We start from the raw sequence: 22,387 nt of genomic DNA, 5'->3' as shown, positions 1-22,387 counted from the left end.
GACACAGGACTACGGTTAGCTGCCATGGGAGCGCAGCGTGCACAGACGCAAGAGCAGGCGGTCGATGCGCCTGACGGCTTCGGTGTGGCGGTCGTGCGTGAGGACGGCACGTGGCGGTGCAGCCCGTTGCGGCCCGCGGCGCTGACCAGTCTGCGGGCCGCCGAGACCGAACTGTGCGAACTGCGCAGCGCGGGCGCGGTTTTCGGGCTACTCGACATCGACGACGAATTCTTCGTGATCGTGCGCCCGGCGCCGCGTGGCACCCGGCTGTTGCTGTCGGACGCGACGGCCGCGCTGGACTACGACATCGCCGCCGAGGTGCTGGAGCGGCTCGACGCCGACCTCGACGACGACGACCTCGACGACGCGGATCCGTTCGAAGAGGGCGATCTCGGGGTGCTCGCCGATATCGGGCTTCCCGAGCCGGTGCTGTCGATCATCCTGTCCGAGACCGACCTGTACGCCGATGAGCAGGTCGGCCGGATCGCCCGGGAGATGGGGTTCGCCGACGAGCTGTCGGCCGTCCTGGACCGGATAGGTCGTTGAGCCCACGCAGGTGACCGACGAGGACCTGATCCGGGCGGCGTTGCAGGCTGCCACGCAGGCCGGGCCGCGCGACGTGCCGATCGGTGCGGTGGTCGTCGCGGCCGACGGGACCGAGCTGGCCCGGGCCGCCAACGCCCGGGAATCCTTGGGAGACCCGACGGCCCACGCCGAGATCCTGGCGCTGCGGGCAGCGGCCACCGTGGTGGGTGACGGCTGGCGGCTGGAGGGCGCGACGCTGGCGGTGACGGTGGAACCATGCACGATGTGCGCCGGTGCGCTGGTGATGGCCCGGGTCGCTCGACTGGTGTTCGGCGCTTGGGAGCCCAAGACCGGCGCGGTGGGTTCGCTGTGGGATGTGGTGCGTGATCGCCGGCTGACGCACCGGCCGCAGGTGCGCGGCGGCGTGCTCGCCGACGAGTGCGCGCGACCGCTGGAGGAGTTCTTCGCCCGTCAGCGCTGAGGAGTTTTATCCAGCACACCCTTCGCCACCGAACGTGCATCCCGGGCGGAATTTCGGCCACTTCTCCGCCCCCATCGCACGCTCGGCGGTCGCGCGGCTCACGCTGAGGGGCCCGGTGGTTTGGGATCGCGGCGGGTAGGTCGGTAGGCTGCCACACGGTGGCGTGTCCGAGCGGCCTAAGGAGCACGCCTCGAAAGCGTGTGACGGGTAACCCCCGTCCGAGGGTTCAAATCCCTCCGCCACCGCCAACAGCATCCAGCCCTGTCACCCACGCGGGTGCCAGGGCTGACTGCTTGCGCGCTACTAGTTCTTGAACGCGTCTTTGACCTTTTCGCCGGCGTCCTTGATGCTGGACTTGGCCTGGTCGAGCTTGCCCTCGTTCTTGGTGTCGTCGTCGCCGGTCACCTTGCCGAGGCCCTCTTTGGCCTTGCCTCCGAGGTCGTCGATCTTGTTGCTGGCCTTGTCGTCGGCACCCATGCGTCACCTTTCGTTGTGCGTTCCGGCCCGGGCTCGAGCCATGAACGTTGGGTACCTTCGCTCCCCGGGTTCGAAACACATGGCAGGGTGTCGACATGCCGGAGGAACTGACCGCCGAAGACGCCGCCGCCCGGCTGGGGCCGGCCGACAGCCTCGGGATACCCCTGGGCCCGGGTCAGCCGCCGGCGTTCCTGCGCGCTCTCGGTGAGCGCACCGACTGGACCGATCTGTGGGTGTACGGCGCACTGCTGGGCGTGGGCACCGAGTTGTTCGGCCGCCCCGGTGTGCGCTATCGATCCGGCTTCTACGGACCCCTGGAACGGGCGCTGCGCGACAGCGGCGCCGACATCGACTTCACCCCCGCGGACTTCCGTCGCTTCGGCCCGCTGCTGGAACGGCAATCACCGCGGGTGATGGCCACGGTCGCGACCCCACCCGACAGCGACGGTTGGTGTTCGCTGTCGCTGCACGCCGGCGGAACGGTCACCGAGCTGCGCCGGGCCGGCGCCGACCCGGACCGGCTGCTCGTCGTCGAGATCTCCGAGGCCTACCCGCGGACCTTCGGCCACGGTGAGCATCGACATGCCCTGCACGTCGAGGAGATCGACGTGCTGGTGCGCTCCACCGACGCCCCGTTGTCGCTTCCTGTGATGCCGCCGACCGACACCGACGCCGCGATCGCCCGCCATGCCGTCTCCTTCATCCCGTCGGGTGCCACGCTGCAGACCGGGATCGGTTCCATCCCAAGCCAAATCGCGACGTTGCTGGCCGAAGGGCCCGGTGACGGCTATGGATTGCACAGCGAGATGTTCACCGACGGATGTATGCGGCTACACCGCGCCGGCAAGATCACCAACGCAGCCAAAGGCCGCTTCGACGGGGTGAGCGTGACGACGTTCGCGTTCGGCTCCACCGACCTCTACGGGTGGCTGGACAACAATGACGACGTCGCTTTCCTGCCGGTGGAGATCGTGAACTCGCCGGAGGTCATCGGCGCCAATCACACCATGATCTCGATCAACGGTGCACTGGCGGTCGACATCCACGGGCAGGTGGTCGCCGATGTGATCGGCGGAAACCAGTTCAGTGGCATCGGAGGTGCCGAGGATTTCGTCGCCGGCGCCGGGCTGGACCTGACCGACCGCTCGTTGATCTGTCTGCCCTCGACCTACGAGAAGGACGGGCGGCTGCAGTCGCGCATCGTGGCACAGTTCGAGGCCGGCGCGATCATCACCACACCACGCCATCACGTCGACGTCATCGTGACCGAGTACGGCGCCGCCGAACTGGAGGGCAAGACGGTCTCCCAGCGCGGGCATGCACTCGCGGCGATCGCCCATCCGCTGTTCCGAGACGAGCTGCTGGCAGCGGCAGAACGGGCGGCTCCCCGCCGCCGCACCTAGACCCCGGCAGCGACCTCGGCCGGTGCCGGCTCCACTGTCACCTTGATCGCCTCGCCGTTCTTGACGATCTGGAACGCCTCCAGGACGTCGTCGAGCGGGATGCGACGCGTGATGAGGTCCTTGACCGGTACCTGTCCGGTCGAGATGTACTGCAGCGCACGCTTGTTGTGCTCCGGGGCGGAGCCGTTGGCGCCGTGGATGTGCAGCTGCCGGTAGTGCACCACGTTGGAATCGCAGGTGATCGTCGGGTTGTTCTTGGGCAGCCCGCCGAAGAACGAGATGCGGCCGTTGCGGGCGGCCATCGCGATGGCCTGCTCCTGGGCCACGTTGGCGGCGGTGGCGGTGATGACCACGTCGGCGCCGCGCCCGCCGGTCAACTCCATGACCCGCTCGACGACATCGACCTCGGAGCCGTTGATGATCTCCTCCGGTGCCACCGCGTCGGCCGACATCTGCAGGCGGGCGGCGTTGACGTCGACGAGGTAGACGGGGCCGCAGTTGTGCACGCCGCGCGCGATCCGGATGTGCATACAGCCGATCGGGCCGGCTCCGAACACCACCACAGTGTCGCCGTCTTCGATGCCGAGGAGTTCCTGGGCGTTGATGGCGCAGGCGAACGGCTCGGCAGCCGACGCCTCGTCGAAGCCCACGTTGTCCGGGATCCGGTTCATCCCGTCGACCTTGAGGACCTGGCGCGGCACGATCATGTACTCGGCGAACCCGCCGTCGTACTGGTAGCCCATCGAGGTCTGGTTCTGGCACACCGCCATCCAGCCCTTTCGGCATTCGTGGCACTCGCCGCACGGGACGGCGGCGATCACCTGGACCCGGTCTCCGACCTGCCAGTTGCTGTCGTACTTCGCGTTGACGTCCGCGCCGACCTCGACGATCTCACCGGCGATCTCGTGGCCGATGGTCCGCGGTGGTGTCAGGTTCTGGTGGCCGTTGTAGAAGATCTTGACGTCGGTGCCGCAGGTCGAACAGTTGCGCACCCGCAGCTTCACCTCGTCGGGGGCGCAGGTGGGCTCGTCGACGTCCTCGAGCCGGACATCTTCTGGGGCGTAGAAGCGCAGCGCTTTCATGGGGAGCGTCCTCTCGACGGGGTCGATCAATCCGGTGTGCTTTACCGCACTCTATCGGCCATACGGGCATAAAACCACCCTATTGTCTGACCGATTATGACCGAATGCTTGCAAAAATGCCCGTTTATGCGGTCTACTTAGGTCATGTGACCGGCGTCACCCGGCCGCCATATGAATCGGAGGACTTGTATGTCGCACGCAACAGTCGAGGACGCACCCCCGCGGACCGGGGTCCGGGTGCAGGTGCAGAAGCTCGGTACCGCGCTGTCGAACATGGTGATGCCCAACATTGCGGCATTCATCGCCTGGGGCCTGATCACCGCGCTGTTCATCGAGCAGGGCTGGTTGCAGGGCATCTTCGCCGAACTGAGGGATCCCGACGGTTGGGTCGCCCGGATCGGCGGCTGGGGCGCCTACGACGGCGCCGGCATCGTCGGCCCGATGATCACCTACCTGCTGCCCATCCTGATCGGCTACACCGGCGGGCGGATGATCCATGGCAACCGCGGCGCGGTGGTCGGCGCGATCGCCACGATCGGCGTCGTCACCGGTGCCGACGTCCCGATGTTCCTGGGCGCCATGATCATGGGCCCACTCGGCGGCTGGCTGATGAAGAAGCTCGACGCGCTCTGGGAGGGCAAGATCCGTCCAGGCTTCGAGATGCTGGTCGACAACTTCTCCGCCGGCATCCTCGGGATGATTCTGGCCATCTTCGGATTCTTCGGCATCGGTCCCGTGGTGTCGGCGTTCACGCGTGCGGCAGGAAACGCGGTGGACTTCCTCGTCGAGAACAACATGCTGCCGCTCACGTCGATCCTGATCGAACCGGCCAAGGTGCTGTTCCTGAACAACGCGATCAACCACGGTGTGCTCACTCCGCTGGGTACCACCCAGGCGCTGGAGTACGGCAAGTCGATCCTGTTCCTGCTGGAGGCCAATCCCGGTCCGGGACTGGGACTTCTGTTGGCGTTCATGGTCTTCGGCAAGGGCGTGGCTCGGGCGTCGGCCCCCGGCGCAGCGGTGATCCAGTTCTTCGGCGGGATCCACGAGATCTACTTCCCGTATGTGTTGATGAAGCCCAAGCTGATCATCGCCACCATCCTCGGCGGCATGACCGGTGTGTTCATCAATGTGCTGTTCGGCTCGGGACTGCGGGCCCCCGCCGCGCCGGGCTCCATCATCGCCGTCTACGCCCAGACCGCCAGCGACAGCTACCTGGGTGTCACCCTGTCGGTGTTCGGTGCGGCGGCGGTGTCCTTCGCCGTAGCCGCGCTGCTGCTCAAGACCGACCGCGCCGCCGACGAGCAGGACCTGGCCGCTGCCACCGCGGAGATGGAATCGATGAAGGGCAAGAAGTCCAGTGTGGCCGGCACGCTGGTCGCGACCTCAGCCGGTCCGATCAAGAGCATCGTCTTCGCCTGCGACGCCGGCATGGGATCGTCGGCGATGGGAGCCTCGGTGCTGCGCAAGAAGATTCAGCAGGCCGGCTTCGGTGACGTCAAGGTCACCAACTCCGCGATCTCGAATCTGACCGACAGCTACGACCTGGTCGTCTCGCACCGCGACCTTACCGCGCGGGCCCGGCAACGCACCGCCTCGGCCGTCCATGTCTCGGTCGAGGACTTCATGGGCAGCCCGCGCTACGACGAGATCGTCGAACAGCTCAAGGTGACCAACACCGAGGGCGGCGACACTGCCCCGGCCGCAGAGGATTCCACCGATGCCGCTGAGTCCGCGTCGCCGGACGACGTGCTGCCGCTGTCATCGATCGTACTGAACGGATCGGCGCGCAGCGCCGCCGACGCCATCAATGAGGCCGGTGAACTGCTGGTTGCCGCGGGCGCAGTGGAACGGGCCTACATCGATGCGATGCACGAGCGGGAATCCTCGGTGTCGACGTTCATGGGCAATGGGCTGGCCATTCCGCACGGCACCAACGAAGCCAAGGACACCATCCGGCGGACCGGACTGTCGTTAGTGCGCTATTCCGAACCCGTCGACTGGAACGGCAAGCCCGCAGAGTTCGTCGTCGGGATTGCCGGAGCGGGTAAGGACCACATGGCGCTGTTGACCAGGATCGCGCAGGTGTTCCTCAAGTCCGACGATGTTGCCCGGTTGCGGGAGGCGGCCTCAGCTGAGGAGGTCAAAGCGATCCTGATGGGCTCCTGAACGCCCTCGCCCAGTAGCGTGACCTCGTGGATTCCGAGACCCGCCAGAGCCGGATCGTCGAATTCGCCCGCACCCGCGGACGAGTGGACGTCGCCTCGCTCGCCACCGAGCTGGATGTGGCGAGCGAGACGATCCGTCGCGACCTGAAGGTTCTGGCGGGCCGCCGCCTGCTCAAGCGGGTGCACGGGGGTGCGGTGCCGATGGAGACGGCGGCCTTCGAATCCGGTGTGGAGTACCGCAGCCAGGTGGACCTGGCTCAAAAACACCGCATCGCCGCAGCTGCCACCGAACTGTTGCACGGCGCCGAAACCGTCTATCTGGACGAGGGTTTCACTCCTCGGCTGATCGCCGAACGGCTCGCCGAGCAGGAGCTGACGGTGGTGACGTCGTCGTTGTTGGCGGCCGAGGCGCTGGCCCACAGCCGCACCGTGACCGTGCTGCTGCTCGGCGGCAGGATGCGGGGCAGGACCCTGGCGACGGTCGACCATTGGGCTGTCGACATGCTCAGCAGTCTGGTGATCGATGTGGCTTACCTTGGTACCAACGGGATTTCGCTGGAGCATGGCCTGACGACGCCGGACCCCGCGGTTGCCGCGGTCAAAGGCGCCGCGGTGCGGGTCGCTCGCCGGCCCATCCTGGTGGCGGCCCACTCGAAGTTCGGCGAGAGCAGCTTCTGTCGGTTCGCCCGCGTCGCGGATTTCGAGGCCATCGTCACCGGCGCGGAGCTCGACGCCGAGCAGGCGCGCCGCTACGAGGTGCTCGGCCCCGTCGTCATCCGGGCCTGACCGGGCACCTCTGCCCGGTCAGCCGATTCGGGCACGCGCCGCGTCCAGTGCGGTCTGGGCGTCGATCCAGGTGCGCCGCACGATATCGGCCACCGGTTCCAGCCCGGTGATTCGCGCCGACACCTGACCGGTGTTGGCGACGCTGGCATTGAGGTCACCTTCGAAGTACAGATCGGTGATACGGCCCAGCAACTTGGCCTGCGCACCCTGATCGCCGAGGGCCGCGGCCAGTCCGGTGCGCAGCACCCGCATCGTCGGGTTTCCCGGAACGCTGAGCATGACGGTTCCCGCGTCGTCGGCCGCGAGGATTGCGTCCTTGAAGTTCGCGTGCACCGCCGCTTCGACACTGGCCAACATGCGCGTGCCCATCTGCACACCCTCGGCGCCCAGCACCACCGCCGCCGCGCACGAGCGGGCATCGCACACTCCACCAGCACAGATGATCGGCAGCTGCACTCGCTCGGCGACCAGCGGCAACAGCACCATCGTCGACGCCCCCAGCGCCGACTTGAAACCGCCGCCCTCCACCCCCTCGACCACCAGCGCGTCGACGCCGGCGTCGGCGGCCTTCAACGCCGCCTTCAACGAACCCACCACGTGTACGACGGTCATCCCGGCGTCGTGCAGACGCGCGGTGAACAGTGCCGGGTCCCCTGCGGAGGTGAACACGTGCGCCACGTCGGCGGCCGCCAGCACGTCGACGATCGACGGATCCCGCTTCCAGCCCTGGATCATCAGGTTGGCCGCCACCGGCCGGTCCGTCAGTTCCCGTACCCGCCGCAGGTCCTCGCGTCCCTGCGGAGTCAACGTCTCGATCATCCCCAGGCCACCGCCCTCGGATACCGCCGCAGCCAGCTCGGCGCGGGCGATGTAGGTCATCGGCGCCTGCACCACCGGGTAGCGCACCCCGAGCAGTGCCTGGATGCGGTTGCTCACCGAGTTCAGCGGTAGAACGTCGCGGAGTTGTCGGCGGTCCACACGCCGTCGGTGCAGGCGAGGGCATAACCGTCAGGGGTCTGCGCCGCGGTGCCGGGCTGGGTGCACGCCGACCGCAGCGTGCGCACCCCGACCAGCGGCGACCACGAGATCCAGCTGCTGTTGGAACTGCATGCCAGCGTGTTACCCGCAGCGTCCACACCGAAGTTGAAGCGCATCGACTGGTTGCAGCGCTCACCCACCTCGACCCCGCGCTTGAGGTAGGGCACACAGTCCATGCCGTCACACGTCCTTGGCCCGGTCATCGGGGACGCCGACGCCGCTCCTGCACCGAGCACCACCAGCGGTGCCGCCACCAACCCTGCCACCAGCGCCGACGCAGCGATGAACTTCATGAGTCACACCCTAGGTGGCGCCCCACGGCGTAGGGTCACAACTCATGAAGTCGCTGGTGGGAATCTTCTCGGTGGGTCTGCTGTCCTCGGCCGCGCTGGTCGCCGCACCCCCGGCTGTCGCCGACGAGGTGGCCTATCTGGTCAACGTGCACGTCCGGCCCGGCTACAACTTTCCCAACGCCGAGGCCGCGCTCGGCTACGGGCGCAGCATCTGTGACCGGGTGGCCGCCCAGATGCCCTACGCCGAGCTGGTCGATCAGGTGAAGGCCGACTTCCGCACCACCGACTACTACCAGGGCGGCTACCTGATCAATCAGGCAGTCAATGAACTGTGCCCTGCGCAGATCTGGCAGTTGCGGGAGTCGGCCGCGGGCTACATTCCTTCGTGATCCCGCACCTGATCCCTACCTGATCGGTCCCGTCAGGGGCAGGTCACCTCGATCTCGAACGGCTTGTTCACCGGCTGCATCGGATTGGCCATGTCCATACCGGTGGCGGTACCGGTGATCTTGTAGGTGTCGCCGTCTTTCTCGACGGTGGCCTCGCCCTGTCCGGCGTTGGCCGCGTAGCCGAGGTTCATGCCGTTGACGTTGCCGAGCGCGACGGAGACGACGCTGGGCGGGTCACCTTCGGTGAGCACGGCCCCCAGGCCACCGGCGGGATCACCCATCGCGATGTTGATGTTGCCGCCCATGGTCGCGCAGGTGACCGTGCCGGCGACCTCCTGGTCCTCACCGTCGATGGTCACGGTGCTCTTACCTTCGGCCGATGCGACCGCCGAGGTCTCCCCGGTTGTTTCTGACTTCTCGCCGTTGGAGGAACAGCCCGACAGGCCGGCGACGATGAGCGCTGCGCCGCTGATGGCGACGAACACGGAACGCTTCACCACAATTCTCCTTTTGGTTGTGTGGCCCGCCGGGGGCGACGGGTCATCCAGAGCAGTATGGTGCGCTGTTTCACCGCGGACGTGGAGAATCGGTCGGATTCGTGATCAAGCCTTGCTCAGCACGCGATCTTGATTTCGAACGTTCCCGAGGACCGAAAGCTGGGATTGTCGGTCTCGAACCCGTCGGCCGTACCGGAGATGTCGTAGGTGCGGTCGGTCAACGACACCGACGCCTCACCGCCGAGCCCGTCGTTGAAGCTGCCGGTGAATCCGCCCAGGTCACGGATACCAACCTCGCGAACAATGAGTTCGTCGCGGCTCTCGATCAGCACCGACACACCGGAGGTCTGGTCGCCGGTGGACATGGTCGTCAGCCTCCCGGCCGGGGTGCACCGCACCGAGTCGGTGGTGCCGGCATCGCGGCCGTTGACGGTGACCTGCGCGGTGCCAGGCACCAGCGCCCCGGCCGGTGGCTGGTACGGCGGGGGCGGGGATGAGCAGCCGGCAACGGCCAGCACAGCCACGGCAGCCGGCACGGCCAGGACCCCTCGGGTGATCACAGTGCAGAATCTACGACGTGGCCGCGCCGGATATCAGTGATCCATTCTTTCGGGTGCACGCGCAGCTACCCGGACGCCCGGGCCGCACCGGGGTGATCCACACCCCGCACGGAGACATCCACACCCCGGCATTCATCGCCGTCGGCACCCAGGCCACCGTGAAGGCGGTACTGCCGGAGACCATGAAACACCTCGGCGCCCAAGCCGTCCTGGCCAACGCCTACCACCTCTATCTGCAGCCGGGTCCGGACATCGTCGACGAGGCCGGCGGGCTCGGCGCGTTCATGAACTGGCCCGGACCCACCTTCACCGACAGCGGCGGATTCCAGGTGATGTCGCTGGGTGTGGGCTTCAAGAAGGTGCTCGCGATGGACACCGCCCGGGTTCAGGCCGACGACGTCATCGCCGAGGGCAAGCAGCGCCTCGCCCACGTCGACGACGACGGGGTGACATTTCGTTCCCACCTCAACGGCTCCACGCACCGGTTCACCCCGGAGGTGTCGATCGGTATCCAGCACCAGCTCGGCGCTGACATCATCTTCGCGTTCGACGAACTGACCACCCTGGTCAACACCCGCGCCTACCAGGAGCGTTCGGTCGAGCGCACGCACCGGTGGGCGGTGCGCTGCGTCGCCGAGCACCGCCGGTTGTCCGAGCTGCGCAACGACAAGGCACCCCAGGCGCTGTTCGGGGTCGTGCAGGGCGCCCAGTACGAGGACCTGCGTCGGCACGCCGCCCGCGGCCTGGCCGAGCTCGATTTCGACGGCTTCGGCATCGGGGGCGCGCTGGAGAAGCAGAATCTGGCGACGATCGTCGGGTGGGTCACCAGCGAGCTGCCCGAGGACAAGCCGCGTCACCTGCTGGGCATCAGCGAACCCGACGACCTGTTCGCCGCCGTGGAGGCCGGTGCCGATACCTTCGACTGCGTCTCGCCGTCGCGGGTGGCGCGCAACGCCGCGGTGTATTCGACGGGTGGCCGCTTCAACATCACCGGATCGCGGTATCGCCGTGACTTCACTCCGATCGACGCCGAATGCGACTGCTACACCTGCGCGCACTACACCCGCGCCTACCTGCACCACCTGTTCAAGGCCAAGGAGATCCTCTCCAAGACGTTGTGCACGATCCACAACGAGCGGTTCGTCATCCGGCTGGTCGACCAGATCCGGGCCGCCATATCCGAAGGCCGATTCGAGGATCTGCGCGAGCACGTGCTCGGGCGGTATTACGCCGCAACGTAGCGCCTGACCTGCGTCGCCGCCGACGCGTGCAGAATCAGGGGCATGACGACCGCCGCGGATCCCCAGTCGCTGCTGGTAACGCTGCTCGACCCGGCACACCGGGCCGACCCGTATCCGATCTACCGGAAGATCCGCGAGCACGGGCCGCTGCTGCTGCCCGATCTCAACTTGGCGGTCTTCACCTCCTACGCCGACTGTGACCAGGTGCTGCGCCACCCCGCCTCGGCCAGCGACCGGCTCAAGTCGACCGTGACCCAGCGGATGATCGCCGAAGGTGGGGAAGCCCGGCCGGTCGGCACCCCTGGGTTTCTGTTCCTCGACCCGCCCGACCACACCCGACTGCGTGGCCTGGTGAGCAAGGCCTTCGTGCCGAAGGTCGTCAAGAACCTGGAACCGGAGATCGCCACCTTGGTCGACGATCTGCTCGCGCACGCCGGGGAGTCGTTCGACGTGCTCTCGGGCCTGGCCTATCCGCTGCCGGTTGCGGTGATCTGCCGGCTGCTGGGGGTACCGCTGGAGGACGAGCCGCAGTTCAGTGCCGCCTCTGGGCTTCTCGCCCAGTCGCTGGACCCGTTCATCACCGTCACCGGTTCGGCCGGGCAGGGTTATGAGGAGCGCGTGGCCGCCGGGCTGTGGCTACGCGACTACCTGCGTGCTCTGGTCGGTGAGCGTCGCCGCCACCCCGGCGAGGACCTGATGTCCGCTCTGGTCGGAGTCGAAGAATCGGGCGATCAACTGACCGAGGACGAGATCGTGGCGACCTGCACACTGCTGCTGGTCGCCGGCCATGAGACGACGGTCAACCTGATCGCCAACGCGACCCTGGCGCTGCTCCGGGACCCGGCGCAGTGGCAGGCACTCGCCGCCGACGGGACCCGCGCCGGGGCAGTGATCGAGGAGACGCTGCGCTACGACCCGCCGGTGCAGCTCATCGGTCGGGTTGCCGCTGAGGACATCACCATCAACGGTTGCGACGTGCCCCAAGGCGACAACATGTTGTTGTTGCTGGCTGCGGCGCACCGTGATCCGGCAGTCAACGATCGTCCCGATCAGTTCGACCCGGACCGATCGGCGATTCGCCACCTGGGCTTCGGCAAGGGGCCGCATTTCTGTCTCGGCGCTCCGCTGGCACGGCTGGAGGCCACCGTCGCGCTGACCGCACTGACCACGCGGTTCCCGCATGCGACGCTGGCCGAAGAACCCGGTTACAAGCCGAACGTGACGCTACGCGGGATGTCCGAGCTACTGGTCTCGTTGTGAGACAGGCTATGTGACCAGCTCTTCGACGACGGCCAGGGCGGCCCGCTCACCGGCTTGGACCGCCCCTTCCATGTAGGCGCTCCACCGGGTGGCCGTGTCGGTGGATGCCCAGTGGATCGGTCCGATCGGCGCGGCCAGTGCATGCCCGTAGCTGGTCCACACCAGCGGCCCGAGATTGGCGTTGTAACAGCCGCGCGTCCACTGGCGTTGCGCCCACTCGCCGTCGACGTAGAACTCGGGACGATCGGCGCTCCGACCGTAGTGGCGCACCAGCTCGGCTGTCAGTGCCGCGCGCCGATCCTCGCGCGGCAGTCGCCCGTAGGTGCGGGCCTGTTCGCCCTCGAGGAACAGCAGGATCACGCCGTGGTCGTCGCCGGGTAGGCAGGTGTCGTTGGACATCCGCGCCGGACCGATGTCGGAGATCAGCTGACCGTTGAGACCGTCTGCGCGCCAGAAGGGTTCGTCGTAGACGAAGAACGCCTTCATGGCCGACGCATTGGGCATCCGCTGGGTGAGTTGGTCGCGATCGCCCGGCAACGCCGGGTCGTACATGATGCGCCCGGCCAAGGTCGGTGAGATCGCCACGATCACCCGGCGCCCGCGCGCCACCAGACCGCCGCGGCAGGTCACCGTGACCGAGTCGGCGTCATGCTCGATCTGCAACACCGGTGCGTCGAAGACGATGTGTTCGGACAGCTGCGCAGCCAACCGGTTCGGGATCTCGGCCGTGCCACCGACGAACCGGGTGGTCTGCGCTCCACCTTCGGATTCGGCGAACAGTTCGGCGGTGACGCCACAGGTCTGGATCGTGAACAGCAGATGCAGGAACGACACTTCCACGGTCGGGACAGCCAGAATGCCAACCGTGCAGATCTCCAGCAGTTCCCTGGCCACCGGCGACAACCCTTGCGCGTCATACCAGGCGCCCGCGGTGATGGCGTCCCATTCGGCGGCCCGTGGCGCCGTCCACGGCATGTCGGGCCGAACCTCGGCGGCCAGCTGATCCAGCCGCCGCAGCACCCGCTGCAGGTCGGCCAGCTCTGCGGCGAATCGGGTGTGAAACTCGCCCTGCCGCAACACCCCTGAGCCGGCCAACTCATAGGAGGTCTCCCCGTCGTCGTACTGCGGGTAGGTGTCCACCCCCAATTCAGCGGCCAGCGCGAACATGCGCTGATGGGTGTCGCCGATCCACTGCGCCCCCAGTTCCACCGGCAGCCCCGGTAGCACCTCCTCGGTGAGGATGCGTCCACCAACGCGACTGTCGGCCTCCAAAATCAGCGGGGACAGACCGGCCCGGGCCACGGTGCGGGCCGCGATCAGTCCGGAAATACCGGCGCCGACGACGATGACGTCAGCCTCATGGCGTGCCATGGGAGACACTTTCTCACGGTAGGTAGATCCACGGCGAGCATGGCAGGCGCTGCGGGTCGAACTCGTCGAGCATGCCGGTCAGGGTGCGGGCCGTATAGCCCAGCGAGCCGGCGATCTGCGACAGTGCTGAGTCCACACCGATCTCGGCGAGCGTGACCGCGCCGTCGCGCTTGGCCAGCCGCGCCCCGTCGGTGTTGAGCACCAGTGGCACATGGGCGTACACCGGCTGCCGGTGGCCGAGCAGATGCGCCAGATACGCCTGGCGTGGTGACGACGAGAGCAGGTCGTCCCCGCGGACCACCTGGTCGATGCCGGCCGCAGCGTCGTCGACCACGACAGCGAGGTTGTAGGCGGGCACACCGTCACCGCGGCGCACCACGAAATCATCGACGAGACCGGTGTAATCACCATGCAGTACATCGTGGACGGTGTAGGAGGCGACATCGGTGCGGAGCCGCAGCGCGGGTGGTCGCGCCGATCCTTGTCGTCGTCTCACGCGCTGAGCAGGGCTGAGATCCCGGCAGGTGCCGGGGTAGGCCCCTTCGGGAGCATGCGGAGCGCGTGGCGCGGAGGCAATATCCTTTCTGCTGCAATAACATTCGAAGACACGGTGTTGATCGACAAGCGTCTGGACCACCGCGTCGTAGCGTTGCCGTTGCTCGCTCTGCCGTTCGACGGGACCTTCCCAGGTGATGCCGATCGCGGCCAGATCGGCCAATTGCCGGTCGGCGATGTCGGTGTCGGTGCGATCGTCGAGATCCTCGACGCGCATCACGAACCGGCGTCCGGTCGAGCGTGCGAACAGCCACGCCAGCATCGCGGTACGCAGGTTGCCGATGTGCAGATCGGCCGATGGGCTCGGCGCGAACCGGCCCGCGCCGGCGGGGCTCGTCACGCCCGCCAGATTATCGGTGCGTCAGACTGATGGGGATGTCCGGGATGCCCTCCGATCACCGCAGCTATGCATGTGCCGCGCTGCCTGCGTACGGCCGCGCCCCAGATGCGCCGTTGCGGCTGCTCAGCCTGTCGGAGAACGCGACCTACCTGGTCGATGACGGCGACCCGTTGGTGCTGCGGGTACATCGTCCCGGTTACCACAGCCTGGCGGCGATCCGCTCGGAGTTGGCCTGGATGACGGCGCTGCGGCAGGACACCGACGTCGTGACGCCCGCGCTGATCCCGGCCGCCGACGGTCGCGAGGTGGTGGCTGCCGTCGTCGACGAGCGCACCCTGTACGTCGATGCCATGACGTTCGTCGACGGGTGCACCGCCGAGGAGCGTCCGGACGCGGTGGGATACGACGAACTGGGCCGGCTCACCGCGCAGATGCATGATCACACCGCCCGGTGGGCAGCGCCGGACTCCTTCACCAGGTTCCGCTGGGATCTGGACGCGACGCTGGGTCCGGCCGCCCGGTGGGGTGACTGGCGCAGCGCAGCCGGGCTCGGCGCCGACGGCACTGTCACCGTCGAGAAGGCCGCGGCACGCGTGGCGCAGACACTGACGGAGTTCGGGCAGACACCGGACCGGTTCGGCCTGATCCACGCAGACCTACGGATGGCGAACCTGATGGTCGGCGCGTCGGGGCTGACCGTCATCGACTTCGACGACAGCGGATGGTCCTGGTATCTCGCCGATCTCAGCGCGGTGGTGTCCTTCATCGAGGACACACCCGATGCGGGCCGGATGATCGCCGACTGGTTGCGCGGTTACCGCGAGGTGCGTTCGGTACCGAGCGCGCATCTGGCGATGATCCCGACACTGGTGATGTGGCGGCGGCTGATGCTGACAGCATGGGTCTCCTCGCACGCGGATTCCGACGCCGCAGTGACGTTCGGGCGCGGATTTGCCGAGGGAACAGTCGCATTGGCGCAGCGTTATCTCACCGACCGCGACTGGATGCGCTACGAGTAGGAAGGCTCTGCTTGGCCTCGGTGAGGTGGTCGCGCCAGCGATCATGCTCGATACGGTGCACGGCAGAGTCGCCGGAGAATGCGCTGGACACCACGACATCGGGGTTCAGCTCGGCCATTACGTCGAGGCTGTCGGCGATCGCATCGGCGTCGGCGGGCTGGTGAAATGCGTCGATGTAGCCGGCGTGCCAGCGACCGTCGGCCCCGCGGAACAAGGTGTCGCCGGTGAACAGGTAGCGTCCTTCCGCCCCGGGTACCAGGTAGCACACCGCGCCCGGGGAGTGTCCCGGGGTGGGGACGGTCTCGATGCCGAGTTGGTCGGTGTCGCGGTCTGCCACCGTGACGTCGACGTCGGCGTGCTCGGTGATCTCGGCGAGATCGCCTGCCGGAGCGTGCAGTAGTGCGCCGAACCGGGTTTTGATCGCGGCCAGTATGGGGCCGGCCTCGTCGCGGTGGGAGAGGTACTGGTGGGCCACCCCGCCCGCGTTCTCCAAGTCATCGAACTCGGCGTCGCTGGCAGGGGAGTAGAACAGCACGCGGTGTGGCGTCCAGAAGTAGGCGTGCGTGGTCAGGCCGGGGAACGGGGAGTCGACCTTGGTCTCCCACAGGTCATCGAATAATTTTCTCATGCACCCAGGGTGCAACCTCAACTTTGATTCAGGTCAAGAGGCGAGTTATCCCCAAACCCGGATTCATCCCCAGCGGGCACATCTACGTATCAGAGTCGAACAATTGTTCGATAAATTGAAGTCATGCTTACCGAAACGGCGCGGGAACGGTTCAGCACATTGCTGGACCAGGTCGACGCCGCGTACCGGGAGATGCAGCAGTTGTCCTCCGATGGCGTGGGCAACGGCTATCGGGTCGTGATGGCCGAGCGACTCGAGACCCAGGAGCGGCTCAACCGCGGGTTGATGTACCGGGTGTTCGGCGAGATCGCCGATCCGCCAGACGAATCCGGAATGGTGCCCGAGGTGCCGATGCGGCTCAGCATGCGGCTTCGGATTCCACCACGTGAGGTCAAACGGCGAATGAAGTGGGCAGCCAACATCTGTGCCCGCCGGCAACTCAGCGGCCCGCCCCTGTCGCCGCTGTGGCAGGCGGTGGCCGCGGCGGTGGCGTCCGGGCGCATCGGTGACGACCATGTCGCGGCGATCACGAAGACCCTCAAGAATCTGCCGATGTGCACATCGCCTGCTGACCGCGCGGAGGTGGAAGCCAGTCTGGTGCGTGAGGCGCAGCGAAGCGACGCTGACATCGTCACCGTGGTCGGTCGGCGTATCGACGATCTCTTCAACCCGGACGGACACTTCGACGAGACCGAACGTGCCCAGCAGCGGGGCGTGAAACTGGGACCGCAGAACAGCAACGGATTGTCACGCATCAGCGGCGTGATCGATCCGGAAACCAGGTCCTACATCGAGGCCTGCGCCGCGGCCGTACGGCCCGGACGTCACTGCCCCGACGGCACGGTCGAGGACCTACCGGATGACCGCAGCGCCGCGCAGCGCTGCCACGACGGAATCAAGCTCGGACTGAAGCTCGGTATCGCCTCCGGTGGAATGGGTTCGCACCGTGGACATCCGGTGACGGTGATCGTGCGGACCACGCTCGCCGAATTGAATCAGGCCGCCCACGCAGTCAGCAATCCGAACGTCTCGATGCCGTCGCCGGCACGCACCGGCGGTGATACCGCGCTACCGATGCGCGACCTGATCAGGATGGCCACCGATGCCATTCACTACCTCGCCGTCTTCGACGGTCACACCGACCGTCCGCTGTACCTCGGCAGGCAAACCCGGATCGCCACAACGGATCAGCGGATGATCTGCTACTCGCGCGATGGCGGGTGCACCCGACCGAACTGCACCGCACCCGGATACCACAGCGAGGTCCACCACAGCCCAGACTGGGCCGCGGGCGGCCGCACCGACGCCGATGCCCTGTTCTTCGCGTGCGGGCCCGACCACACGTTGCTGACCCGAGGACGGATGTCGGCGACCGCCCGCAATGGTCGACTCGCGTGGAGCGACGGCACGTCACCGCCCCGGATCAACCACGTGCATCATCCCGACGAGTTGTTGCGCGGCGACCCCGATCCTCCGCGGTGACGCGGGATCGCGATCAGGGCCGGCCGAGACCGGCGACGATGTCACCGAGCCGGTAGGTGACCGGGCGCTCGAGCTGCTCGTAGGTGCACGACCGCGGGTCGCGGTCCGGGCGCCAACGGTTGAACTGCGCAGTGTGGCGAAACCGCCGTCCTTCCATGTGGTCATAGCGGACCTCGACCACCCGTTCGGGGCGCAACGGCACGAACGACAGGTCCTTGCCCGCGTTCCACCGCGACCCGCCGCCGTAGCGGCGGGCCGCGTCGGGGTCGGCGGCGGCCTGGGCGGCCCAGTTCCACGGGTGCTGCTCGAATGTCGTTACCAGCGGCGCGAGTTCGGTCACCAGCTCACGTCGCCGCGCCATCGGGAACGCGCCGATCACACCGACCGATGCCAGGGTGCCGCCGTCGTCGTACAGCCCGAGCAGCAGTGATCCCACGGCGTCGGCGCCGGACTTGTGCGGGCGGTAGCCCGCGACGACGCAGTCGGCGGTGCGCTGATGCTTGAGCTTGAACATCACCCGCTTGTCCGGCTGGTAGGTCAGATCACGCCGCTTGGCGATCACGCCGTCCAGCCCGGCGCCCTCGAAATCGGTGAACCACCGCGCAGCCACCGCAGGGTCGGGCGTCACCGGGGTCAGGTGGACGGACGTGCCCGCACCGACGAGCGCGTCGACCAGGACCGCGCGGCGCTCGGCGAACGGGGCACCGGTGTAATCGGTGTCGCCGAGGGCCAACAGGTCGAACGCGACACACCGCAGGCGTCTGCTGCGCAAGCATGCGCACCCGAGACGCCGCCGGGTGCAGCCGCAGCTGCAGCGCCTCGAAGTCCAGTCGGTCGTCGGTGGCGATCACGATCTCCCCGTCGATCACACACCGCGGGGGCAACTCAGCGCGGGCGGCGTCGGCCAGCTCCGGAAAATATCGAGTCATCGGGCGCTCGTTGCGGCTGCCCAACTCGACCTCGTCGCCGTCTCGGAACAGGATCGAGCGGAAGCCGTCCCACTTCGGTTCGTAAAGGTAGTCGGCAGGGTCGCCCGGCACCTCGGCCACCGGCTTGGCCAGCATCGGGGAGACCGGCGGCAGCACGGGCAGGTCCATCGGTGAGTTCAGGCCCCGCCGCGCGGCCGGGCGCCGCGACCAAAGGTGATGTCGGCGCGTTCGGGATCCCAGTGGTTACGGAACACCACGTCCGACAGCGGGCGACGGCGCAACGGCCCGTGCCGTCCGCGCGGCCAGCCCACCACCACATGCCCGGCCAGGAACCACTCGTCGGGGATGCCGACGGCAGCTCGTAGCGCATGTTCACCGCCGTAGGACGCCCAGCTGGTGAGGCACGCCCCGAGGCCCTGGGCGCGTGCGGCGAGGTAGAAGTTCTGCATCGCCGGATAGATCGAGCCGCCCTGCAGGAATTCCGAGGAGAATTCGTTCTTGAACGCGGCGAACAACACCGAGGTGTATTCCCCGGCGCGGTCATGCAACTCGTAGGTGGCTCGGTTGTTGCGCGCGGCCCGGCTGTCGTCGTCGGGATCCGGACGGGTCATGCCGTAGATGGACTCGATGGACTGCAAGGCGATCCGGGCGGCCTCGGCGACCGCTGCGCGTTGCTCGGGACCATCGAGCACGATGAATCGCCACAGCTGGGCATTGGCGCCGTTGGGCGCCCAGGTGGCGGCCTGCAGGCAGCGGTCAAGCGTTTCGGTGTCGACGGGTTCATCGGTGAACCGCCGGACCGAACGCGCAGTGGACAACACTTCCCAGACGTCGTCGGAGGGATGCGGCATGACTGGGACTCTAGGTGCTCGACCTCAGACGTCCTCGAGCGCTTCGCCGATCTCCTGCGCGACTCGACTGTGCTCGTTCTGCAGCAGCGCATGCCCCGCCGCCAGCGCCAGGGCCACTGGCCACTCGATGATCTCGATCGCGGCCAGCGCGCCCAGCGCTCCGTAGAAGGCGAGTTGCTCGGGCCGGGGGATCCGGACCCGGCCGACGACCGGCAGATCGACGGTGAACGTCTGAGCCTCACGTACCCGCTGAACGGCGTCGCGGTGGGTGGCCTCGCTCTTCGGCGATGCTGTTGTGGAGGATTCGGCCATTCGTTACCTTCCCGTCATGGCGTATTCGGCACGTCGACGCTCGCGGTGCGGACCGTCGGGAGCGTGGCTGCTTCGACCGGTGTAACACCATCATCCGACCCGTTGACCGTGGTTTCCGGCGTCATCGCCATACCGTTACGTGAGCTGTACGCGGTGCTCTGGCGGCTCGGCGTCGTCGAGATCGACGACTGAACTCGGCCCAGTAACCAGGGTGCACAACCCGCGGCGGTGGTCGCCACCGCGGCGGTCCCGAGCCCCTGTGCCCAGCCGATCGGGCCCAACGGCGTGCAGCCCAGCAGCTGGCTCACACCCGGAGTGCTGATCAGCGTGGCCAGCGTGGCCAGCGACCCGATCGCGGTGCCCACCACCAGTGGACTGTGTGAATCGATGATGGTCTGGCCCAGCTGAGTGGTCACCAGCGCCACCAGTGCCACGGTCGAAGCCCGGCGCGGCGCCAGCGAGAACCCGGCCATTACCCACGCCCCGGTGGCAGCCGCGGCGGTGGTCGTGCCGCGGATCGCCACCGTGCGCCAGATCGCGGCGTGGTTGGGGCCGTGCCCCATCTCGTCGCCGTTGCGCCGGGTGGGGCTGACCGCCAGCGCCGCGGCCGGCAGCGCATCGGTCATCATGTTCACCAGCAACAGTTGGCGCGCATTGAGCGGGGACTGTCCGGTCAGCGCCGACCCGATGATCGAGAACGCCACCTCACCGGCGTTGCCGCCCAACAACACCGACACCGCGGCCTGCACGCGCCGCCAGAGCTGGCGTCCCTCGTCGAGGGCATCCAGCAGCGATCCGATGCGTCCGTCGAGCAACATCACATCGGCTGCGGTGCGTGCCGGATCGCTACCGCGTGAGGCGACGCCGATTCCGACGGTCGCGGCGCGGATCGCCGCCGCATCGTTGGCGCCGTCACCGACCATGGCGCACACCAGACCGATGCGCTCCAGCGTCTGCACCACCTGCACCTTGTGCTCCGGGGTCATACGGGCGAACACCAACCGGTCCCGCACGGCATTTTCCTGGTCGCGCCGCGACAGCGACTCCCAGTCCGTGCCGCTGATGACCTGATCGGAGGACGTCGCGATCCCGAGTTCGGCGGCGATTGCCGCCGCGGTGACCGGATGATCGCCGGTGATCAGCCGGATGCCCACCTTCTGCGCCTGCAGGGTGGCCAGCAGCGAGGCCGACGTCGCGCGCGGTGTGTCCGACAGTCCCAGCAGCCCGGCGAAATGCAAACCCTCGCTGCATAATTCGGTCAGCGCGTCATCGTCACGATGAGCGGTCTTCGCCTGTTGCTTGGTCACCGTGCGGCGGGCCACCGCGATGACCCGCAGACCGGACTTGGCCATCCTGTTCACCGCGGACCTGGTGGCAGAGTCGAGATCGGTGCAAGCAGCCAGCACGACTTCGGGTGCACCTTTGATGCACAGCGTGGTGCCGTCCAGCGAGGCCGAGAACGGCCGGCCCGACCGGAATGCCAGCCAGCTGGTGTTCGCGCTCGGCGCCGGCACCTTCCCGGCCGCTTCGACCACCGTGGCGTCGGTCGCGTGTTCGTGGCGGCGGCCGTTCTTCGGCGGCGTGGCCTGTGCTGCGCAGGTGAGCACCTGCTCGCGGGTGAGGCCGTCACCGGGATGGACCTGCGCGACGCGCAGCCGGTTCTCGCTCAGGGTTCCGGTCTTGTCGAAGCAGACGACGTCGACGCGGCCCAATGCCTCCACCGAACGCGGAGTGCGCACCAGCACGCCGGCTCGGGTGAGTCGCCGCGCGGCGGTCTGCTGTGCCAGCGTGGCCACCAGCGGCATGCCTTCGGGCACCGCGGCCACCGCGACGGCAACGCCGCTGGCAACCGCGCGGTGCAGCGGCACCATGCGCAGCAGGCCGAGCCCGCTGACCAGTGCTCCGCCGGCCAGGCTGAGCGGCAATGCACTGTCGGTCAGTGCCCGCAGTTGGGTCTGCAGACCCACGTCGGACTTCTCCGCGGACTGAACGTGGGCCGCCCGGCTTGCCTGGGTGCTGTCACCGACCGCGGTGACGATTCCCACCGCGGTTCCGGCGACCACCGTCGTGGTGGCGTGCAGCATGCAGCTGCGTTCGGCCAGTTCGGCGCCCGGGGTGGCCGTCGCGCGCTTGGGCACCGGCAGCGACTCGCCGGTCAACGAGGACTCATCGAGTTCGGCGTCGTCGGCCTCGACAACCCGCGCGTCGGCCGGTACCACCTCGCCCGGTCGCACCTCGATCAGGTCACCGGGCTGCAGCTGTGCGGCATCGATGGTTTGGTAGCCCTCGCCGGTGACCAGCCGGGCCGGTGGGACCTGCACGGCCAGCAGTCTTCCCAGCAGCCGCTCCGCCCTGACCTGCTGTGAGGCGGCAAGCAGCGAGTTTCCGGCCAACACCGAACCGACCAGGATCGCGTCGACGGGGGATCCCAGCAGCGCGCTGGCCGCGGAGCCGACCGCCAGGATCGGGGTCAGCGGGTCCGAGAGCTCTTCGCGAAGCGCGCCCGCCAGATCCCGGGCCAGCCGAAGTGGCGGCCCGGTGACCCGGGGAATCACGCTGACCGATGCGCTCGCAGCCGAGGCAATCAGTGACTTCTCTGCGGGGGTTTCGCGTTCAGGCTGCGGCAGGGCAACCCGCACCTCTTCGGGTGACATCGCGTGCCACTCGGAGACCGGGGCGGGGGTGGGAGTTTTGTCGTTG

The 22,387-nt window shown here is 67.7% G+C and carries 22 protein-coding genes, 1 tRNA gene and 2 pseudogenes; 12 read left to right on the top strand and 13 right to left on the bottom strand.

Going from position 1 to position 22,387, the window contains the following annotated elements; genetic code table 11:
* Positions 1-24: 24 nt before the first annotated feature.
* The 3 genes from KXD98_RS24635 (at position 25) to KXD98_RS24625 (ending at position 1,254) form a co-directional block, all read left to right on the top strand.
* Positions 25-546, top strand: a complete 522-nt coding sequence (locus KXD98_RS24635; protein ID WP_260760923.1) for a tRNA adenosine deaminase-associated protein — start codon at positions 25-27, stop codon at positions 544-546.
* Positions 547-556: 10 nt separating this feature from the next.
* Positions 557-1,006 (top strand): nucleoside deaminase, encoded by a 450-nt coding sequence (locus KXD98_RS24630; RefSeq protein ID WP_260760922.1) that lies wholly within the window; start codon positions 557-559, stop codon positions 1,004-1,006.
* A gap of 157 nt (positions 1,007-1,163) precedes the next feature.
* Positions 1,164-1,254: transfer RNA gene (locus KXD98_RS24625), tRNA-Ser, on the top strand.
* Positions 1,255-1,309: 55 nt separating this feature from the next.
* Here KXD98_RS24625 and KXD98_RS24620 read toward each other — a convergent pair.
* Positions 1,310-1,483 (bottom strand): CsbD family protein, encoded by a 174-nt coding sequence (locus KXD98_RS24620; protein ID WP_260760921.1) that lies wholly within the window; start codon positions 1,481-1,483, stop codon positions 1,310-1,312.
* 95 nt (positions 1,484-1,578) lie between these two features.
* Here KXD98_RS24620 and KXD98_RS24615 point away from each other — a divergent pair, with 95 nt between their 5' ends.
* Positions 1,579-2,886: an acetyl-CoA hydrolase/transferase family protein gene (locus KXD98_RS24615; RefSeq protein WP_260760920.1), complete on the top strand. Its 1,308-nt coding sequence runs from the start codon at positions 1,579-1,581 to the stop codon at positions 2,884-2,886.
* On the opposite strand, the gene KXD98_RS24610 is transcribed toward KXD98_RS24615, so the two are convergent.
* Positions 2,883-3,968 carry a zinc-dependent dehydrogenase gene (locus KXD98_RS24610; RefSeq protein ID WP_260760919.1) on the bottom strand — a complete coding sequence of 362 codons (1,086 nt, stop codon included), beginning with the start codon at positions 3,966-3,968 and terminating at the stop codon, positions 2,883-2,885. The two genes, KXD98_RS24615 and KXD98_RS24610, sit on opposite strands and share 4 nt — an antisense overlap.
* Positions 3,969-4,157: 189 nt before the next feature.
* Between KXD98_RS24610 and KXD98_RS24605 the strand changes: the two genes are divergently transcribed.
* Positions 4,158-6,137, top strand: a complete 1,980-nt coding sequence (locus tag KXD98_RS24605; protein ID WP_260760918.1) for a PTS mannitol transporter subunit IICBA — start codon at positions 4,158-4,160, stop codon at positions 6,135-6,137.
* Positions 6,138-6,163: 26 nt separating this feature from the next.
* The gene (locus KXD98_RS24600; protein WP_260760917.1) at positions 6,164-6,922 is read left to right on the top strand and encodes a DeoR/GlpR family DNA-binding transcription regulator; all 759 of its coding nucleotides are present in this window, start codon (positions 6,164-6,166) and stop codon (positions 6,920-6,922) included.
* Between the two features lie 18 nt (positions 6,923-6,940).
* Here the strand turns inward: KXD98_RS24600 and KXD98_RS24595 are convergent, their stop codons facing one another.
* Both KXD98_RS24595 and KXD98_RS24590 read right to left on the bottom strand, forming a co-directional pair.
* A complete protein-coding gene (locus tag KXD98_RS24595) occupies positions 6,941-7,858 on the bottom strand; it encodes a nitronate monooxygenase family protein (protein ID WP_260760916.1) in 918 nt (305 codons plus the stop codon).
* Between the two features lie 5 nt (positions 7,859-7,863).
* Positions 7,864-8,253, bottom strand: coding sequence for a hypothetical protein (locus KXD98_RS24590; protein ID WP_260760915.1), 390 nt, complete (start codon positions 8,251-8,253; stop codon positions 7,864-7,866).
* 44 nt (positions 8,254-8,297) lie between these two features.
* Here KXD98_RS24590 and KXD98_RS24585 point away from each other — a divergent pair, with 44 nt between their 5' ends.
* Positions 8,298-8,642 (top strand): DUF732 domain-containing protein, encoded by a 345-nt coding sequence (locus KXD98_RS24585; RefSeq protein ID WP_260760914.1) that lies wholly within the window; start codon positions 8,298-8,300, stop codon positions 8,640-8,642.
* 32 nt (positions 8,643-8,674) lie between these two features.
* Here the strand turns inward: KXD98_RS24585 and KXD98_RS24580 are convergent, their stop codons facing one another.
* Positions 8,675-9,139 carry a lipoprotein LpqH gene (locus tag KXD98_RS24580; RefSeq protein WP_260760913.1) on the bottom strand — a complete coding sequence of 155 codons (465 nt, stop codon included), beginning with the start codon at positions 9,137-9,139 and terminating at the stop codon, positions 8,675-8,677.
* Between the two features lie 116 nt (positions 9,140-9,255).
* On the bottom strand, positions 9,256-9,699 hold the full coding sequence (locus tag KXD98_RS24575; RefSeq protein WP_260760912.1) for a lipoprotein LpqH: 444 nt from the start codon (positions 9,697-9,699) through the stop codon (positions 9,256-9,258).
* A 53-nt stretch (positions 9,700-9,752) separates the two neighbouring features.
* Here KXD98_RS24575 and tgt point away from each other — a divergent pair, with 53 nt between their 5' ends.
* Positions 9,753-10,940, top strand: coding sequence for a tRNA guanosine(34) transglycosylase Tgt (gene tgt, locus KXD98_RS24570; protein ID WP_396883288.1), 1,188 nt, complete (start codon positions 9,753-9,755; stop codon positions 10,938-10,940).
* 42 nt (positions 10,941-10,982) lie between these two features.
* Complete coding sequence (locus KXD98_RS24565; protein ID WP_260760911.1) at positions 10,983-12,200, top strand: cytochrome P450; 1,218 nt, start codon at positions 10,983-10,985, stop codon at positions 12,198-12,200.
* A 6-nt stretch (positions 12,201-12,206) separates the two neighbouring features.
* On the opposite strand, the gene KXD98_RS24560 is transcribed toward KXD98_RS24565, so the two are convergent.
* Together KXD98_RS24560 and gluQRS are read right to left on the bottom strand one after the other, a co-directional pair.
* Positions 12,207-13,571, bottom strand: coding sequence for an FAD-dependent oxidoreductase (locus tag KXD98_RS24560; protein WP_260760910.1), 1,365 nt, complete (start codon positions 13,569-13,571; stop codon positions 12,207-12,209).
* Between the two features lie 13 nt (positions 13,572-13,584).
* Positions 13,585-14,466 carry a tRNA glutamyl-Q(34) synthetase GluQRS gene (gluQRS, locus tag KXD98_RS24555; RefSeq protein ID WP_260760909.1) on the bottom strand — a complete coding sequence of 294 codons (882 nt, stop codon included), beginning with the start codon at positions 14,464-14,466 and terminating at the stop codon, positions 13,585-13,587.
* 35 nt (positions 14,467-14,501) lie between these two features.
* Between gluQRS and KXD98_RS24550 the strand changes: the two genes are divergently transcribed.
* Positions 14,502-15,485, top strand: a complete 984-nt coding sequence (locus KXD98_RS24550) for a phosphotransferase enzyme family protein (RefSeq protein ID WP_260760908.1) — start codon at positions 14,502-14,504, stop codon at positions 15,483-15,485.
* Here KXD98_RS24550 and KXD98_RS24545 read toward each other — a convergent pair.
* Positions 15,454-16,113, bottom strand: coding sequence for an MBL fold metallo-hydrolase (locus KXD98_RS24545; RefSeq protein WP_260760907.1), 660 nt, complete (start codon positions 16,111-16,113; stop codon positions 15,454-15,456). The genes KXD98_RS24550 and KXD98_RS24545 overlap by 32 nt on opposite strands.
* Positions 16,114-16,236: 123 nt before the next feature.
* On the opposite strand from KXD98_RS24545, the gene KXD98_RS24540 reads away from it, so the two are divergent.
* The gene (locus KXD98_RS24540) at positions 16,237-17,595 is read left to right on the top strand and encodes a 13E12 repeat family protein (RefSeq protein WP_260760906.1); all 1,359 of its coding nucleotides are present in this window, start codon (positions 16,237-16,239) and stop codon (positions 17,593-17,595) included.
* Positions 17,596-17,608: 13 nt separating this feature from the next.
* Here KXD98_RS24540 and KXD98_RS24535 read toward each other — a convergent pair.
* The 3 genes and pseudogenes from KXD98_RS24535 to KXD98_RS24525 form a co-directional block, all read right to left on the bottom strand.
* Positions 17,609-18,692: pseudogene (locus tag KXD98_RS24535) on the bottom strand (ATP-dependent DNA ligase).
* An 8-nt stretch (positions 18,693-18,700) separates the two neighbouring features.
* The gene (locus KXD98_RS24530; RefSeq protein WP_260760905.1) at positions 18,701-19,375 is read right to left on the bottom strand and encodes a nitroreductase family protein; all 675 of its coding nucleotides are present in this window, start codon (positions 19,373-19,375) and stop codon (positions 18,701-18,703) included.
* A 24-nt stretch (positions 19,376-19,399) separates the two neighbouring features.
* Positions 19,400-19,687 carry a hypothetical protein gene (locus KXD98_RS24525; protein ID WP_260760904.1) on the bottom strand — a complete coding sequence of 96 codons (288 nt, stop codon included), beginning with the start codon at positions 19,685-19,687 and terminating at the stop codon, positions 19,400-19,402.
* Between KXD98_RS24525 and KXD98_RS28620 the strand changes: the two genes are divergently transcribed.
* Complete coding sequence (locus KXD98_RS28620) at positions 19,640-19,879, top strand: Rv1535 domain-containing protein (RefSeq protein ID WP_396881996.1); 240 nt, start codon at positions 19,640-19,642, stop codon at positions 19,877-19,879. The genes KXD98_RS24525 and KXD98_RS28620 overlap by 48 nt on opposite strands.
* 95 nt (positions 19,880-19,974) lie before the next feature.
* On the opposite strand, the pseudogene KXD98_RS28615 reads toward KXD98_RS28620, so the two are convergent.
* Positions 19,975-22,341 (bottom strand): annotated as a pseudogene (locus tag KXD98_RS28615) (cation-translocating P-type ATPase); the annotation flags it as partial.
* Between the last annotated feature and the right edge of the window lie 46 nt (positions 22,342-22,387).

This window comes from Mycobacterium sp. SMC-4, from assembly GCF_025263265.1.
GTDB lineage: Bacteria > Actinomycetota > Actinomycetes > Mycobacteriales > Mycobacteriaceae > Mycobacterium.
The sequence above is the reverse complement of the archived record's forward strand: the minus strand, read 5'-3'. Positions and strand labels throughout refer to the sequence as shown.

Excerpts from the sequence above, each read along its gene's own strand:
- KXD98_RS24565 (WP_260760911.1), top strand. The coding sequence starts at position 10,983 with ATGACGACCGCCGCGGATCCCCAGTCGCTGCTGGTAACGCTGCTCGAC.
- KXD98_RS24560 (WP_260760910.1), bottom strand. The coding sequence starts at position 13,571 with ATGGCACGCCATGAGGCTGACGTCATCGTCGTCGGCGCCGGTATTTCC.
- KXD98_RS24635 (WP_260760923.1), top strand. The coding sequence starts at position 25 with ATGGGAGCGCAGCGTGCACAGACGCAAGAGCAGGCGGTCGATGCGCCT.
- KXD98_RS24620 (WP_260760921.1), bottom strand. The coding sequence starts at position 1,483 with ATGGGTGCCGACGACAAGGCCAGCAACAAGATCGACGACCTCGGAGGC.
- KXD98_RS24540 (WP_260760906.1), top strand. The coding sequence starts at position 16,237 with ATGCTTACCGAAACGGCGCGGGAACGGTTCAGCACATTGCTGGACCAG.
- KXD98_RS24605 (WP_260760918.1), top strand. The coding sequence starts at position 4,158 with ATGTCGCACGCAACAGTCGAGGACGCACCCCCGCGGACCGGGGTCCGG.
- KXD98_RS24585 (WP_260760914.1), top strand. The coding sequence starts at position 8,298 with ATGAAGTCGCTGGTGGGAATCTTCTCGGTGGGTCTGCTGTCCTCGGCC.
- KXD98_RS24525 (WP_260760904.1), bottom strand. The coding sequence starts at position 19,687 with ATGGCCGAATCCTCCACAACAGCATCGCCGAAGAGCGAGGCCACCCAC.
- KXD98_RS24590 (WP_260760915.1), bottom strand. The coding sequence starts at position 8,253 with ATGAAGTTCATCGCTGCGTCGGCGCTGGTGGCAGGGTTGGTGGCGGCA.
- KXD98_RS24530 (WP_260760905.1), bottom strand. The coding sequence starts at position 19,375 with ATGCCGCATCCCTCCGACGACGTCTGGGAAGTGTTGTCCACTGCGCGT.
- KXD98_RS24610 (WP_260760919.1), bottom strand. The coding sequence starts at position 3,968 with ATGAAAGCGCTGCGCTTCTACGCCCCAGAAGATGTCCGGCTCGAGGAC.
- KXD98_RS24550 (WP_260760908.1), top strand. The coding sequence starts at position 14,502 with ATGTCCGGGATGCCCTCCGATCACCGCAGCTATGCATGTGCCGCGCTG.
- KXD98_RS24615 (WP_260760920.1), top strand. The coding sequence starts at position 1,579 with ATGCCGGAGGAACTGACCGCCGAAGACGCCGCCGCCCGGCTGGGGCCG.
- KXD98_RS24545 (WP_260760907.1), bottom strand. The coding sequence starts at position 16,113 with ATGAGAAAATTATTCGATGACCTGTGGGAGACCAAGGTCGACTCCCCG.